The organism is Sphaerochaeta pleomorpha str. Grapes, from assembly GCF_000236685.1.
Classification (GTDB): Bacteria; Spirochaetota; Spirochaetia; order Sphaerochaetales; family Sphaerochaetaceae; genus Sphaerochaeta; species Sphaerochaeta pleomorpha.
In genome coordinates, this window is the sequence record NC_016633.1 from 868,464 (window position 1) to 883,320 (window position 14,857).

Genomic DNA, 14,857 nt, shown 5'->3' on the forward strand with positions numbered 1-14,857 from the left:
ATCGCCTATCCTATGAATCAGAGATACATAGGAGGCAATCAATGAAAAAACACGTAGTGTATGTTGGCATGATTATTCTCTGCTTTCTCACTCTCACGGGGTGCATGGCCACGCACAAGACAATGTCCAAGGGAATCGTAGATAGTACGTTTTCCGTACCTAACGGAGACCATACTATCCCGGTTACCCTCACCATGCCCATCGGGGAAGGAGAAGTTCCCGTTGTAGTGATGATGCATGGAACAGGCAGCAATAAGGATGAAGCAGGCAATGCCTACCTCATGCTGGCACCAAAGATGGCAAAGGCAGGAATAGCAGCTGCACGCTTCGATTTCCCGGGTAGCGGAGACAGTACTGCAAGCTATGAACTTTACTCCAACACGGAAGCCATACGTGACTGTGAGGCTGTCGCTGCCTTTGTGTCAGGGATGGCAGGCATTGATAAAAACAGGATCGGCGTGATGGGATGGAGCCAAGGCGGTACAGACGCCTTGCTCGCAGCAGGGTCTAGCAATACCTTTTCAAGCGTACTTACCTGGGCAGGGGCCTTGGAATTAGGGGATATGGCAACACCCGAGATGCGGAGTGAAGCAGAAAAACAAGGGTATACGTTCATGGAATTCGAATGGCGCGAACCTCTGAAACTAAGCAAGAAATGGATAGACGAAGTCGATACCATGGATGTGCTTTCCTACGCCGCAAAAATAAAAGCGCCCATTGCCTCAATCCATGGTACCGTTGATACAACTGTCCCGTTCACCGATAGCGAGAAAGTCCAGGCGGTATCGAGAAACCCGAAGAGCAAACTCATCCCTATCGAAGGGGCAGATCATCTCTACGGGGTTTTCTCAGGCGACCTTACCCTCTTCGAGGAACTCTCTGCCAAAACAATCGAATGGTTCAAGTCCACCCTATAGGTCTTGCATTCCAAGCAGATTGTCCAATTCCAGGGAAAGCAACTCCAGTTCACGCAGACTCTGCAAAACAGTAAAGGCTGAGGCATAGGTAAGATTTTCCCGTATCTCGATACTGCTTGCGCTGCCAAGGCCCATAGTGGTGCGAATCCTCTCTACTTCTACGTCATTAGCCTTGATCTGATAATCAGACAAGGCAAGACGAAGAGAGAGGATCTGCTGATTGAGACGTCTCTGGAAGTCTTCCAGGTTTGAAGTCACCCCCTGCATAGCTTCCGTGACCTGGATAATTGCCTGGGAAAGGCTTTCGCCTGCAATTTCCTTGGTCATGGAGGTTGTTCTCATGGCCAAATCTGATGCCGAGAAGTTTACAGAAACCGATACTACCGGTTTCCCATTCGAAAACAATTCCCCGATTGAGCCAAAAAACCCATTACCCTGGGAGGTGTCATAATAAGGGGAAAGCTGCATGCCAAGAGAGAACATCGGGCTGTCTGCAAGATTATTGAACATGGAATCTATCTGCGCTATACGTTTCTTCCTCAGAGCCTCTTTGTAGGTGGCATCATTTTTCAACACCTTTTCAAACAGGGCTGAGTCATCTAACAAAGCAGTGCCCCTATAAGAAAACAAACGCTCCACATTTTCCAAGGAAACGGACACCCTGTAGGGGACAGAGGAAAACAGAGGGCCATAGAGAGTGCCAAGCGAATCTTCCACCGAATCTATCTGATCTGAAAGGCTGGAAATTTGGAGAAGCAATTGTTCCCTCGCATAGGTCTTCCGCTCCAAGTCATTCTTGCTTACCCGACCGGCTATATAATCACTATCGGTATCACTCAGTTCTTCTTCAACAAGTTTCTGCTGCCTTTGCAACAGATAGCGGCTTTCCATTAGATTCTGACGCAAGACAAACAGACTGCTCCCCTGGAGTACCAAGGCTGACTGGGTCGAGGCAATAGCATCCATTGCACCCGTTTGTTCCAAAGTCTTACGCTCAAGTATCTTACTTGCATATGACGTATCAATGAGCCCTTCACCAAGTCCTAGCGGTTGTTGGAATGTAAAACCAACGGAGGGTTTATGGGTCCACCTCCAATCTGTTTCCAAGTCATTGAGAGAAAGCGTTGAGCCTTCCTTTACCGTCAAAGAAACACTCCCGGCAGAAGGAAGCTGCTGGGTCATCGAGGCCCCGATACCCAGCTTGTGAGATTCCGTGGTCGTTGTGATACCCCCTGTAGTATTTACAGTAACCAGACTGTACGAATACAAGGGATTGGAAGCATCGGAAAACAACGCGAAAACAGGCTTTGCCTGGTCTTTGAGATTGGCCAGTTGCCTGCTCTGTATCTGATACACCGAACGCAACTGCTGTAAAGTGGCATTCCGTACAGATAGGTTCGCAGCCAAGGCTTTCGAAAAAGCTCCAAGGGAAATAGCCTGATCGGTTTCTTCTCCCTGCCATTGGGTCAAGAAAGCCTGCACCTGTGATATGTCCAGGCTTTCGTAAGAAGGCTTGGAGCCTGGATTTGGCTGTACAAGGTCAGGATAGGACTGGGCCGGCAGCAAAAAGGAAGACGAACCAAGGACTGTGCCCACCAGAAGAATGGTCCGTATATAGTTTCGAATATGGGTCATAGGGCGCTCCGCTTAGTTACTTTTTCTTTCCGGTCATAAATCATCCCATAAAACATCGGAATGATGAACAAAGCCGTCAACGTAGAGAACAAGAGACCGAAAATTATCGTACTTGCCATAGGGGACCAGACAACAGAATATCCACTAAAACCGATTGCAGTCGGAAGAAGACCGACAATGGTAGTCAAGGAAGTGAGAAGAATCGGGCGAATCCTGGTGAGCGTAGCTTCCTGGATGGACTCTGACACCCCCTTTCCAGTGGCACGCAACTCGTTGATAAAACTGATCAACACGATTGCATCGTTTACAGCGATTCCTGCCAAGGCAACCCCGCTATAGATAACCGTTGTCGAAAGGGGGGTTCCAGAGAAGAATAGATAGAGCACGACTCCGATAAAAGCGAACGGTATGGAGATAAGAATCAAGAGAGGTTGGCTGTAACTGTTGAACTGGGCACCCAAAATAAGGTAAATCAAGAAAATACCCAGCAAAAACACCCTCAGGATATCCAGCAGGAGGTTCCTGAAATCACTGAACTCACCTCCGACTGAAAAAGTAACGTCAGGATAGTCAGCCTGGAGGCTGGAATCCCAAAGTTCCTGGATGTTTGCATTCACTGCAGTCAAGTCGACTGAATCCTCGGCCTCCGCGGTGACGGTAATCTCCCGTTTGCCCGATACCCTGCGTATAGATCCCAGCGAATTTCCGGTTTCTATCGTCGCAATGCTTGAAAGGGGAATCAAACGCCCGTCATCGGTAGGAACCATGAGTTGCTCCAGACTATCAAATTTCTGGGCATTCCCGCTGTCGAAGCGCAAAGAAATATCAATCTGCTCATTGTTCTGGAAAAAAGTCCCTACGGTTATGCTGTCAAACCGTGCCCTGAGAAAGGTTCCCACAGTCGATACACTAACGCCCAAGGCGTTGGCACGGTCCTGATTCAAACGGATCTTCAATTCAGGGCTGCCTGATGTAAAATCATCCTCTACATTCGAGACTCCATTGGTTTTCAACAAAAGGTTCTGGATGGCCTGGGAAGAATCGATAATCTGATTGTAGGAATCCCCTGAGAGCCGGAAGCTCAACGGTGCAGTTATCGGTGGTCCTGTCTGCGCTTTTCTAAAGAGGACCTGCTCGGCACCTGTAATATAATATGTCTCATTTTCGACCTCTTGTATTATCTCGTCGATACCCCGTGTCCTGGCATCCCCCTGTTCGGCAAGGTCAACCGTTATCTGGGCAACGGTCGAGCTGGCTTTTGAGCTGTCACTACCCGTCTGACTCCCAATACGCGAACTGATGGAAAGAATCTCTCCCTTGCCTACTTTGGGAAGAAGCACTTTCTCATACTCCCCGACAATCTTGTTGGTTTCAGCAAAAGGAGTTCCCCTGGGAGTATTGATATCGATAGAGAAATAGCTGTAATCCTCGGCCGAGAACAAATCCTGCTTGAGAAATCCAATGAGACTGAATACTCCTATGCTGACCAACAGTGCAAGCACAAGTACAAGAGCCTTGTGTCGATACCATGAGGCAAATATGTTACCATAGCCCCTCTTTACCGACTCAAACCACCAACCGGCTTCCTTTTTCGGTTTGCGCCTTTTTTTGTCTTCTTTTCCCCAATCTGCAAAATGGCTGGGAAGGAAAAACAAAGCCTCACCAGTACTGGCAATCAAGGCAATGGAAACAGTCAGCGGTATAACCCTGAGGAACTTTCCAATAGTACCCGGGATGATCATCAGCGGGAGGAAAGCAGCAACGGTAGTTCCAGTTGCGGCAATAATGGGCCAGACCACCTGGTTGGTGCCCTGTATGGCTGCCTCATGGCGACGCAACCCAAGCTGTTGCAAGCGGAAAGAGTTTTCAATGATCACGATTGCATGGTCTACGATCAATCCAAGCACAAGGACTAAACCGAACAGAGTATTCGTATTGATAGTCTGCCCAAGCAGGTCAAGGGCAATGAAGGTTACGGCAAAAGTCACCGGAATACCCAAGGCTGTCATCAAGGCATTGCGGAACCCTACGAACAACCATAGGATAAAGACCAGAAGGAACAACCCCATGACGGCATTTCCTGTCAACACCGAAAGGCTGGAGGCAATCTGTACCGTAGAGTCGTTGAACAACGTAAGGTTCGCGGCAAACGAAGTATCTTGCTTTGCCTGGTCAACGATAGCACGGGTTCCCTTGACTACAGATACTGAACTTCCCCGCAGTACTTTGGTGACACGGAGGCTTATCGCAGGCTTGCCATTGAACCTGGCAAGGGAGGAATCAGGGTCGAAGCCAAAGGCTACATTGGCAACGTCACCGACGGTTACAACCCCGTCACCGGTGCTCGAGCGCTTTATGATTACCTTCGCCACATCATCAACACTCTGGATTGATCCAAGGGTGCGCAAAAGGTATTCCCTTGAACCTGTACTGAGAGTTCCGCTTGGAATAATACTGTTTTGGTTCTGAATGGCCCTGAGTACCTCATTGACTGACAAACCAAGCGAGCTAAGGCGACCAGGGTCAAGGTCTACCAAAATCTGTCGGTCTGGCAGCCCGATGATGTCAACGTCTGCCACATCATTTACCGTAAGAATTTTATTCTTGAGGGAAAAGGCCTCTTGCCGGAGCTCTTCATAGGGAAGATCCCCGCTGAGAACCACCTCAATGACTGGAAGAAAATCTGACGAGGAAAAATCGTCAACCAGCGGCGAAAGCACCCCAGAGGGGAGATCAACTTGACTGAAACGGGTCTGGGCATCCTGAAACAGCGTCTGGAACTCTGCATTCGAGATGCCATCGTCGAATTCTACCCGCACAACCGAAAGACCCTCACTGGTAGTGGAACTGACTTTCTTGAGCCTGTTCATTCCCTGGAAGGCATTCTCTACCGGTATGGTCACCGTCGACTCTACATCCTGGGCACTGGTCCCCGGATAGGGGACGATGACATTGACCCAAAAGAACGGCACTTCTGCAAATTGTTCCTGGGGAAGACGAAGGATACTGAAAACCCCAAGGGCAAGCAACGTAATCATAAGTATATTTACAAGGACCGGTTTCGTTACGGAAAAACGCCCTACACTGAATCCGGGGCGTTCAAGCCGATCCTCTCTTTCCTGCTGAGAATCCATATATATCTCCTAATTTGGATATATCGTAATCAAGACATCAGTACTGGGTTACGACAGGGTCTCCATCGAGAATCCTGGTCAAACCACTGACCAGAACACGCCTACCGACCAAATCCAGGGAAGGGTCAACGCTTTCCACTGCGGTATTGTCGCCATATTGGTCAACAACCTGTACCTCAATTTTTTTTGCATTCGTACCATCTACCAAATAGATAAAGGTACTGTTATCACGATAGACCATTGCTGAATTGGGAACCAGGTTGTAAAGAGGAGCCTTTTCATTGAGTATCGTGACATTTGCAGACAATCCTGCACGAATAAGCTCAGGCCTTGGATTATCAAAATCTATCAAAACCGCCCAGCTGCCTGTCTGGGTATTGCTTGCCGCACTTATTGCGGAGACAACACCTTCTGCCTCGATTGTCTCGGTAGGGGTCTTAATCGTTATAAAAGCCTTTGCCCCTTCATGTACAAGAAACAGCTGGGACTGCCCAACTGCAAGGGTAATGCGCAGATGGTCAAGATTTACAATCCGTGCAATCTGTTGCCCGGTCTGTAAAAAATCACCCACTACAAGTTGGGGGTTCCTTTCGGCAACACTTCCAGCAAGCGGTGTAAAAACCTTGGTATACCCCAAAGAGTCAGAGGCCTTCTGAAGCTGGGCTTTGATTCCATCGTAATTAGCCTTTGCCCCTTCAAGCTGAACCAGGGAAATCGCCCCGCGGTCATAGAGTTTCTGGTTTGCCTGCAACTCTTTCAGGCTGTTTTCATATTGCTTGGTCAATTGGCTCAAGCTAAGGGAAGCAATGGTATCATCCAAGGTCAACAACACCTGTCCCTTTTCCAATTTCATCCCGAGCGTAAAATCAATTGTCTTGATAACCCCACTACCCAGAGCCTTTACCACCGCCTCTTCGCGAGCTTGGATGGTCCCACTCCCTACTACCCGGTCCCTCAGCGGAGATCGTACAATCTCCACAGCTTTTGAAACCACTTGGGTGTAATCCGTAGCGGCCGCTATTTCATCATAAGAGACCTGAGAGGATTCTTCCTTGGTACAGGAAATTCCCAGTAATAACAAACCGGCTAACACAATCAACAAAGTCCATGTATGAATTGCTCTCATATATTCTCCGTATATCGATACCAATGGTATTCATTAATACATATTCTTACACTAAAAGACAAACTTTTTCAGAAGAAGATGCTATAACCTTACTATAAATAAGTGTAATCGTACGGATATGAAAAGGGCAAGGAGAAATAGAATGATTGTGTAATAATAAAGAATTACGTAGCGATTTGATGAGTATAGATGGTTTTTCAATGTGAAAAACCACCCAATTGGGAAAATCACCATTACATCGATGCGAAAAATCCTTGCACAGAATTTCCTGGTTGTCACCTACGGGCAAAGATTATTTCATCGTCTGTAAAAACAGTCGATACGCTTGGACTGGCAGGGGTTTTGAGTAAAGATACCCCTGTATCTGGTTACATCCGATCGATTGGAAAAAATCAGCCTGTGCTTTGTTTTCCACCCCTTCTGCAATCATCCCTACGCCAAGGTTTTTTGCCATTGTCACAATATTCTGCAATGCAGTCTCCACCCTTGAAGAAGTTCCTATCTGCTGGGTGAATTCCATATCGATTTTCAGAATATCTATAGGAGAACTCGTCAGTAAACGCAAAGAGGAATACCCGGAACCATAATCATCAAGCAGAAGAATGAAGCCTTGAGCCCTGAGCAATTCCAGAGTCTTCAATAATTGTTTCGGATCATCCATAGAGGTGCTTTCGGTAATTTCAAAGCAAATAAGCTCATGTGAAAGAAAATGGTTGTCCACTATTGTAAGGATGGTCTCAAAAAGCGTGCTGTCATAGAAATCAAGCTGTGAAAGATTGACCGAAATAGGCAACGGTTCGATTCCCGATTCTACCAAAGACTGTTGCAAGACACAGACAGATTCCAGAATACTAAGATCAAGTTCCAGTATCATTTTCCTTTTTTCGAAGAGGGGAATAAATACCTTCGGACTAAGCAAACCTAGCGTAGGATGATTCCAACGGGCCAAAGCCTCTGCTGAAACAAACTTCTGTTCCTTTAGGTTGAATACCGGTTGCAGATGCATACCGATCTGAAGCGTTTTAAGCGCCGAGGGTATTTCTTCTGACAATCGTTGGTTCCGTAAGCTTTCCTCCCCTTTTTTTATTTCAAAAAATGCAAAATTTTGTTCGGAATGTCCATTTGTCGCACTATACAACGCAAGTTTTGCCATCTTATTGATACGGTCAAGGGGTATTGAATCATCACTGACTCTAGCTATGCCCAAGGCAGTAGGCAAATCAAGATACTGATTTGAAAATCCCAAGGCCCTATTCGACTCCTGAAGGAATACCGCAGGGTCAAAATCCTTTTCACTGAGGACAAAGGCGAAATGGTCGGAATACAGATGTCCAAATGTACCTATTTTTGCAAGCCATTGATCTAAAAACATTGCACAGTGGAGAAGCAGATGCTCTCCTTTCACCCGTCCGTAGTGCTCGATATACTGTTGAAATTGAAGGATTTGCCAACGGACATATAAGAAATGGCTTTCCTTTTCCTTGAAAAGCAAGGCCCTCGCATTGTCATAAAACGCTTCCCTATTGGGAATAGCGAAGCGTCCCCTTGCATTGCTACTATGCCGGATAGGTGTTTTCCATTGGAAGACAGTACATTCCATCAAATATTCGGTACCCGAGGGAGATGGATAAGGCATGGGGGTAAAAGCCAACTGCAGTTGTGCAAAACCTGGAATATCTGGTTTATGAACCATAAAACTGAACAAAACTTTTTTTTGCAGGATTTTGGCCTTTGCAAGGGAAGCCTCAAAATAAACACAGGCCTTTTCATTCAGCAGGTGCAAAAAATTTGGGAGGCTGCTTTGCAATTCCTGTACCGAGGAAGCCTGCAAAAACGAGAGAAGTCCACTCTGAGCCGAAAGGAGGCGAAGACTATGGGGGAAATAGGTAAAGAGGGCAGAAAATACATGGCATTCAGAGGTTGCTACTGTTTTTTCCAGCAACAAACCCACATTTCCATACGTTTTCTGTTGTTGACTATCCCAACGAACCAAATCTTTTGTAAGAGAATTGCAGGCAAGTCCCTTTCCAGCCGAATCTTCCGGTAGCAGTGACCTATCGCTGAAACGTGTTTCATTAGGTTCACTCACGACTACCAGGATATAACGGGCATCCATTGGTAGCGCTAACGTTTGATACCCCGTGGGAGAAAGCAAATCAGCCAGGAATACTGATAGATATCCTCGCCCACTTTTCAATACCGTTTCGTCACGGGTAGAAGTTACAACAATACCGTAGAAGTCTGAAAGCTTATCAACAAAAACTTTCTGCTTAGTATCCGGTTCGTCAACTATGAGGAGAATTGCCGGTGCAACGGCTTTTCGATTCATCTTTGAAGCCCTCTTTTGTGTAAAATTGATCTAGACCTGCAAGAGATTTCGTTTCCCTCCGAAATGACCTACATTACTAGTCTTTTAGCATAATACATGCATATGTCCAAGATAATTCAAAAAAATATATGAAATCATGGAATTTCACCTGAAATACTGCATATTTTCAAATATGTTGTGCATACTACGTCTCTTAAAGCAGTGAATTTATGATAAGGCGCTACAGGGAAACGAGCTCTGTTCCGGTGATGGTTGTCTTACAGCCATTTCTATGGTATAATCGGACTAAATCACAATGCATTTTGTCACCGAAAGTGCCTTTTGCACTTCACCGTCTCAAGACGGAAGACAGGGAGAAGCCATCTTATTCTCCCCTATTGGGAAGCTATTCCCACTGCATTCTAAGACAGGATATGAGTAAAAAAAATACAGAACTGACACTTTTACGGGTGACTACCATAATTTGCCTGGCCTTTGGCATTTTGGGTATTGTCGCAGCACATAGGGCACATTCGAAATCAATGTTTTTCGATGGCATGTATTCTTTGGTACAAAGCCTCTTCATCTTGACCTCAGGCATTATTGTTACCCTTTTGTTTCGGAAAGACGATGAGCGCTTTCAATTCGGGTATAGCGCCTTTGAGCCTTTTTTTATTGTCATCCGCTCAGTTGTGCTTTTGACTATGAATTTTTCCCTCGCCTTCGGGGCCCTGGGCTCCGCTCTCAAGGAAGGCTACCTAATCGATACCTCCTTAGCCCTCTCTTTCTCGCTTGTTTCTTTGGTAGTTTGCCTTATTGTGTGGCAGATTCTCTCCCGTTTTGCAAAGAACCTGCATTCCCCGGTTTTAAAAGCAGAGGCCCGCTCCTGGTTTCTGGACTCTGCAATCAGCTCAGCTTCCGTTCTGGCCATTATCGGCATAGGCGTTGCACAGAGGACCGGTCATCTATCACTCGCCTACTATATTGACCCGATTATAACCATAGTCTTCGTCCTTGCGCTCTCACCGGTACTCAGCAGTCAATTGAGAGATAACACCCGCGAGTTACTCGGAGGTGCACCCCCTGAGAAAATCCAAAAGAATCTCAAAAAAATCGTCAGTAAGCATGTCAAGAAAAATGATTTCCTCAAGAATGAAATCTTTGCTGCAAAACAAGGAAGGAATCTTTCCATCACAGCCTATATCTTTTTGAAAAAAGAGATGCCTTTGAAGCAACTGGACATGATCAGGAAAGATATCCTCTCAGATTTACAACACTATTGCTCCTGGAGCGAAGCCGATATTGTCTTCACCATCGATTCAAGCTGGATTCCCCTTTCCTTGCCTTCTGCTATCTCAGGACGTACTTCTTGAAGGTTTTTGCCGAAAAACCATTCTTGACTCTTCCATCTGTGATAGTATCTCCCTAAAGAATTACTTTTCAGGGAGATAAAAAATGGGACAGGAACTCGGAGGCTTTTTCGGATTTCTTATCATCGTATTGTATGGTTTGACCGTGCTGAATTATATTGTCAAATGGGTAAACAAACGGTATGGCGCTAGCATGAAAACCCATGAAAAAGGCTACTCGGTTTTCAAGAAATGCATGAAAATTGTCATACGGAACCATAAACTCTTTGGTCTTCTGACAGTTGTATTCCTTTTGACCCATTTCTTTATCCAGTTCAACCAGTATGGTATCAGCATGACAGGTGTTGTAGCTGCAGGGGTCATGGTGCTTCAAGTCCTTTTGGGCCTCTACGGGTTTTTGACAAAGAACAAGGGGAAAGGCTGGTTGCTGATCCACCGTTCCATCGCTGTCATCCTGCTTCTCTCAATACTCAGCCACCTTATACTGGCTTTCTGATTTATCAAGAGGATTCTCTGTCCCTCAGATGCATCCAGGGACAGAGATGTCTGTCCAAAAAGGAAAACAGGGCGAAGAACCCAGTTGCCAAGAGGCTCAGGCATACCATGCCTGCATACATATCCAGATAGTCCATCCTTGCCCAGCTGTCCATAATATACCACCCCAATCCAGTTGTCGTTGCAAAGGTTTCGGCCAAGAATAAAACGGCTGTTGCAGTACCGGTAGAAACCCTCAGTGCAGTAAACAGCGAAGGTAACACGGAAGGAAGTATGACATGTACCAAAATGGCAAACCGGGAAGCACCAAGGCTGCGTACAGAATCGACATAACGCTCATCTACGGCCTGAGCTGCATCCCTTATGACAAAATACAGCTGGAAAAATATTATCAAACCAATGAGAAATACCTTGGATAGGTTTCCAAGCCCCAAAAACAACATGATTACCGGCAATAAAGCAACCTTTGGTATCGGGTAGAGGATATAGGCAAAAGGCGTAAGCATTTTGTCGGTTTTTCGGCTCCTGCCAGCTGCGAGGCCCAGCCAGGTTGCCAGAACAGTTGCTGTAATGAGTGCAATGAAAATCCTGTAGGTCGATATTCCCAGATGTCTTACCAAAGACCCCTGTAAAAGCGCAAGCACCGTATGAGAAGCCACGGCATGGGGATAGGGAAGAAAGGGCTTCCCTGCCAAAAAGGCCAGGGCATACCACGATGCTATAAGCAAGAATCCTGCCTTCTTCATTGGGCATTCCCCCTTTCAAGCAATTTCCGAAGCTGGACACAAGTCTCAAAATAGGAGGGGCTCTTACGGTAGTCATCCCTTTTCTGGTGATTGTTTTCGATTGTCGGAAGGAATACCGAGGAACCTTGTTTATCCCGTTCCATTACATGGATGGAATCACTGAGATACACAGCCTCTTCAATGCTATGGGTTACCATAATGCACGTCATCCCGTGACGTCTCTGGATTTTGAGCAACAATTCCTGCATATTTTCCCTATTCATGGCATCAAGAGCAGAAAAGGGTTCATCCATCAAGAGGAGGTCAGGTTCCGTAACCACTGCACGGGCGATGGCACACCGTTGCTTCTCTCCTCCTGACAGTTGCGTAGGAAAGGAACGTGACAACGATGCTATGCCAATCTCTCCCATTATCCGCATCACTTTTTCTGCAATCAGTTCCTGCGGTACTTGTTTCAAGCGGAGGCCGAGGGCAATATTGTCATATACCCGTTTCCAGGGAAGCAATCCAAAGTCCTGGAGGATGATTGCCCTGTTACTTTGCCTATCCAATAGGTCGTTGCCATCAAAAGACAACGAGCCCGCCTCAGGCTGTAACAAACCCGAAAGCAGATAGAGCAATGTGGTCTTGCCACAACCGGAATGGCCGATTATGGCATGGACCTGCCCTTTTTCAAAGGTATGGGTGCAAGAGGAAAATAAGTTGACTGAGCTCTTCCCCTGGCGATAGGAAAAGGATACGTCCCTGATTTCAACCATTTACAAAGCCTGTACAACAAGCGGGTCGACCAGATCCCCATAGGAGGGTTCTGCATCTAAAAGCTGCCTACCATGCATCCAGTCGACAACTTTCTGTACCTGTGAGGGTGTAGGAACACGGGGCTTTTCATAGGTAACAAAGGAAAAAACCGGTCCGACTGGTTGGGGAAAACCTGCCTGCTCCACCAAAAAAGTACGATATCCATCGGGGTTCGCATTGATAAGCTGGCCTGCTTCCCAATAGGCTTTGAAAACCTTTGTCAGGGTGCTACGGTTTTTATCGGAAAACGACGAGGCAAAAATCATCACCCCCGGGGCATCGGGCAACGAGGTACTGTCACCCAATGCTTTTGCACCTTTTGTAACTACCAATGTATAGAGAGGCTCCGGAAGGCAGGCTGCAGGAATCTGCCCATTGAGCAACAACTCCATCCGCACTGGGATTTTGGGAACTGCAATAAGTTTCAAATCTGCTTCAGCGACCCCGGTCGAAAGAACCAGGGAATCAGCCAGATATTCGATAATCGTGTTGCTACTGACTGCTATTTCCTTTCCAGCAAGCTCGTTGAGACTGGTAATAGCCCCATTTGGGGAGGCTGCTATACCATAACGGCCATTGGTTACAGAGAGTATTGAAATGTCAAACCCAGCCTGCTCAAGAAACAAAGCACCGAGGGTATCGCCCACCATTCCGTCTATCTTTCCTGCCTGGAACGCGGCATCACGTTCGACAGGGCTCTGAAATTTGACCAGTTCAACAGACACCCCCTGTTTCTCGAACAGGTTCTGCCAGGAAGCGAGCATAAAGGGAAGGGAATCGACATCGGGCATGATTCCAATCCGTATTGTTTGTATTTCTGCATTTGGCTGGGCAAACAGACTGCATGCGACAACCAGCAGAAAAACCATAAGCAAACTACTCTTTTTCCCTTTCATCTTCAACTCCATCGTTTGGTATTCGTATCGGCAAGATGCAGGGAATCCAATACCCTGTCAACTGTAGAATCTATAATGTCATCCACCGTTTTTGGGTGGCAATAAAACGTAGGGACAGGGGGAAGTATCATCGCCCCTGCATTGCTCAAGGTCAACATGTTCTGCAGATGGATGGAAGACAAAGGGGTTTCCCTTGCAACCAGGACAAGGGGTCGCTTTTCCTTCAGGGCTACACTGGCGGCTCGCTCGATCAGGTTTGAGGAAAGACCGCAGGCAAGGGAACCAAGCGTACCCATCGTGCAGGGAATAACGACCATTGCATCGATAGGGAACGAACCGCTTGCAAGGGGAGAAGCCAAGTCCCCATGGTTATGCAATCTGATCCTGTCCCCTGGCAGAAAGGCAAGCCATTCTGCTAGTGTCTTACCGGTTTCCTCAACCATTACCCTTTCACCCCAAAGAGATACTACCAGATGCACAAACACCTCTTGGTTCTGCCCTAGCCTCTGTAACAGATGCAAAGCATATACGGAACCGGTGGCCCCGGTAATAGCGACAACAATCTGTTTCATGGCAGGTATACCTCCAAAGCTACGAATGTAAGAAACAATACACTGACAATTTCATTGATATGGTAAGCTGCAGTAGTCACATGTTTCAATGTACCTGGGGCAACCAAGGCATTTTCTACAAACAACAGGCTGCCCACTGCCAGGCATCCACCATAATACCAAAAACCTACCTGGTAGAAAGACCCCCAGAGCACTAAGAGGACAAATGAAACCAGATGGGAAAAAGCAGCAATATACAATGCTTTTTTCGCACCAAACCTTGCAGGGATCGAATGCAAGCCCTGCTCACGGTCAAAGTCTATATCCTGCGTGGCATAGATGATGTCAAATCCTGCAACCCAAGTGGCAACCGCCGCAGACACGATAAAATACCTGAAGGCAAACGCTCCGTTTAACGCCAACAACGTCCCCATGGGGGCGATGGCAACCGTGGCCCCGAGAAAATAATGACAAAGATAGGTAAACCGCTTGGTATAGGAATAGGTAAAAACCATTGCCAGGGCTACCGGTAGCAAAGCGACACACAACCAGTTGAGCATACAGGTCGAACCGACCAAAAGCAGGATACAGGCAAGGGCAAAGACCCAAAGGTCAAAGCGTGTAAGACGACTTGAAGGAAGGTGCCTTCCCGCAGTCCTTGGATTTTTGGCATCGAGAGAATGGTCCACCAACCTATTGAGGGCATTGGCACCGTTTCTTGCCCCGATGATCGCAAGGAAAATCCACAACAATTTCTGGCTTGGGATTACCCCTCCGGTTTCCAGCAACAGTGCAGAGGCAGCAAAGGGAAGCGAGAACAAGGTATGCTGGATCATAACTGCCTGGGCAATCTTCAAAGGTTTTATACTATCCTTTTTCAA

General features: G+C 46.8%; 12 protein-coding genes. 3 read left to right on the forward strand and 9 right to left on the reverse strand.

Annotated elements, in window-relative coordinates; genetic code table 11:
* Positions 1–41 precede the first annotated feature (41 nt).
* On the forward strand, positions 42–917 hold the full coding sequence (locus SPIGRAPES_RS03995) for an alpha/beta hydrolase family protein (RefSeq protein ID WP_014269484.1): 876 nt from the start codon (positions 42–44) through the stop codon (positions 915–917).
* Here the strand turns inward: SPIGRAPES_RS03995 and SPIGRAPES_RS04000 are convergent.
* The 4 genes from SPIGRAPES_RS04000 to SPIGRAPES_RS04015 all read right to left on the reverse strand — a co-directional run bounded on the left by SPIGRAPES_RS04000 (position 912) and on the right by SPIGRAPES_RS04015 (position 9,141).
* A complete protein-coding gene (locus tag SPIGRAPES_RS04000; RefSeq protein ID WP_014269485.1) occupies positions 912–2,552 on the reverse strand; it encodes a hypothetical protein in 1,641 nt (546 codons plus the stop codon). The genes SPIGRAPES_RS03995 and SPIGRAPES_RS04000 overlap by 6 nt on opposite strands.
* Entirely contained in the window at positions 2,549–5,686 is a 3,138-nt protein-coding gene (locus SPIGRAPES_RS04005) for an efflux RND transporter permease subunit (RefSeq protein WP_014269486.1), read from the reverse strand. Before SPIGRAPES_RS04005 ends, SPIGRAPES_RS04000 begins: the two co-directional genes overlap by 4 nt.
* A gap of 37 nt (positions 5,687–5,723) precedes the next feature.
* Entirely contained in the window at positions 5,724–6,812 is a 1,089-nt protein-coding gene (locus SPIGRAPES_RS04010) for an efflux RND transporter periplasmic adaptor subunit (protein ID WP_014269487.1), read from the reverse strand.
* A 292-nt stretch (positions 6,813–7,104) separates the two neighbouring features.
* Positions 7,105–9,141, reverse strand: coding sequence for a GGDEF domain-containing phosphodiesterase (locus tag SPIGRAPES_RS04015; protein ID WP_014269488.1), 2,037 nt, complete (start codon positions 9,139–9,141; stop codon positions 7,105–7,107).
* 413 nt (positions 9,142–9,554) lie between these two features.
* Here SPIGRAPES_RS04015 and SPIGRAPES_RS04020 point away from each other — a divergent pair, with 413 nt between their 5' ends.
* Together SPIGRAPES_RS04020 and SPIGRAPES_RS04025 are read left to right on the forward strand one after the other, a co-directional pair.
* Positions 9,555–10,493, forward strand: a complete 939-nt coding sequence (locus SPIGRAPES_RS04020) for a cation diffusion facilitator family transporter (RefSeq protein ID WP_014269489.1) — start codon at positions 9,555–9,557, stop codon at positions 10,491–10,493.
* A gap of 82 nt (positions 10,494–10,575) precedes the next feature.
* The gene (locus tag SPIGRAPES_RS04025; RefSeq protein ID WP_014269490.1) at positions 10,576–10,986 is read left to right on the forward strand and encodes a hypothetical protein; all 411 of its coding nucleotides are present in this window, start codon (positions 10,576–10,578) and stop codon (positions 10,984–10,986) included.
* Between the two features lie 4 nt (positions 10,987–10,990).
* On the opposite strand, the gene SPIGRAPES_RS04030 is transcribed toward SPIGRAPES_RS04025, so the two are convergent.
* The 5 genes from SPIGRAPES_RS04030 to SPIGRAPES_RS04050 are packed head-to-tail and all read right to left on the reverse strand — an operon-like array spanning position 10,991 to position 14,857.
* Entirely contained in the window at positions 10,991–11,731 is a 741-nt protein-coding gene (locus SPIGRAPES_RS04030) for an ABC transporter permease (RefSeq protein ID WP_014269491.1), read from the reverse strand.
* Positions 11,728–12,489 (reverse strand): ABC transporter ATP-binding protein, encoded by a 762-nt coding sequence (locus SPIGRAPES_RS04035; protein ID WP_014269492.1) that lies wholly within the window; start codon positions 12,487–12,489, stop codon positions 11,728–11,730. Before SPIGRAPES_RS04035 ends, SPIGRAPES_RS04030 begins: the two co-directional genes overlap by 4 nt.
* The gene (locus SPIGRAPES_RS04040) at positions 12,490–13,425 is read right to left on the reverse strand and encodes an ABC transporter substrate-binding protein (RefSeq protein WP_014269493.1); all 936 of its coding nucleotides are present in this window, start codon (positions 13,423–13,425) and stop codon (positions 12,490–12,492) included.
* A 2-nt stretch (positions 13,426–13,427) separates the two neighbouring features.
* Positions 13,428–13,997 (reverse strand): UbiX family flavin prenyltransferase, encoded by a 570-nt coding sequence (locus SPIGRAPES_RS04045; protein WP_014269494.1) that lies wholly within the window; start codon positions 13,995–13,997, stop codon positions 13,428–13,430.
* Positions 13,994–14,857 (reverse strand): 4-hydroxybenzoate octaprenyltransferase, encoded by an 864-nt coding sequence (locus SPIGRAPES_RS04050; RefSeq protein WP_014269495.1) that lies wholly within the window; start codon positions 14,855–14,857, stop codon positions 13,994–13,996. Before SPIGRAPES_RS04050 ends, SPIGRAPES_RS04045 begins: the two co-directional genes overlap by 4 nt.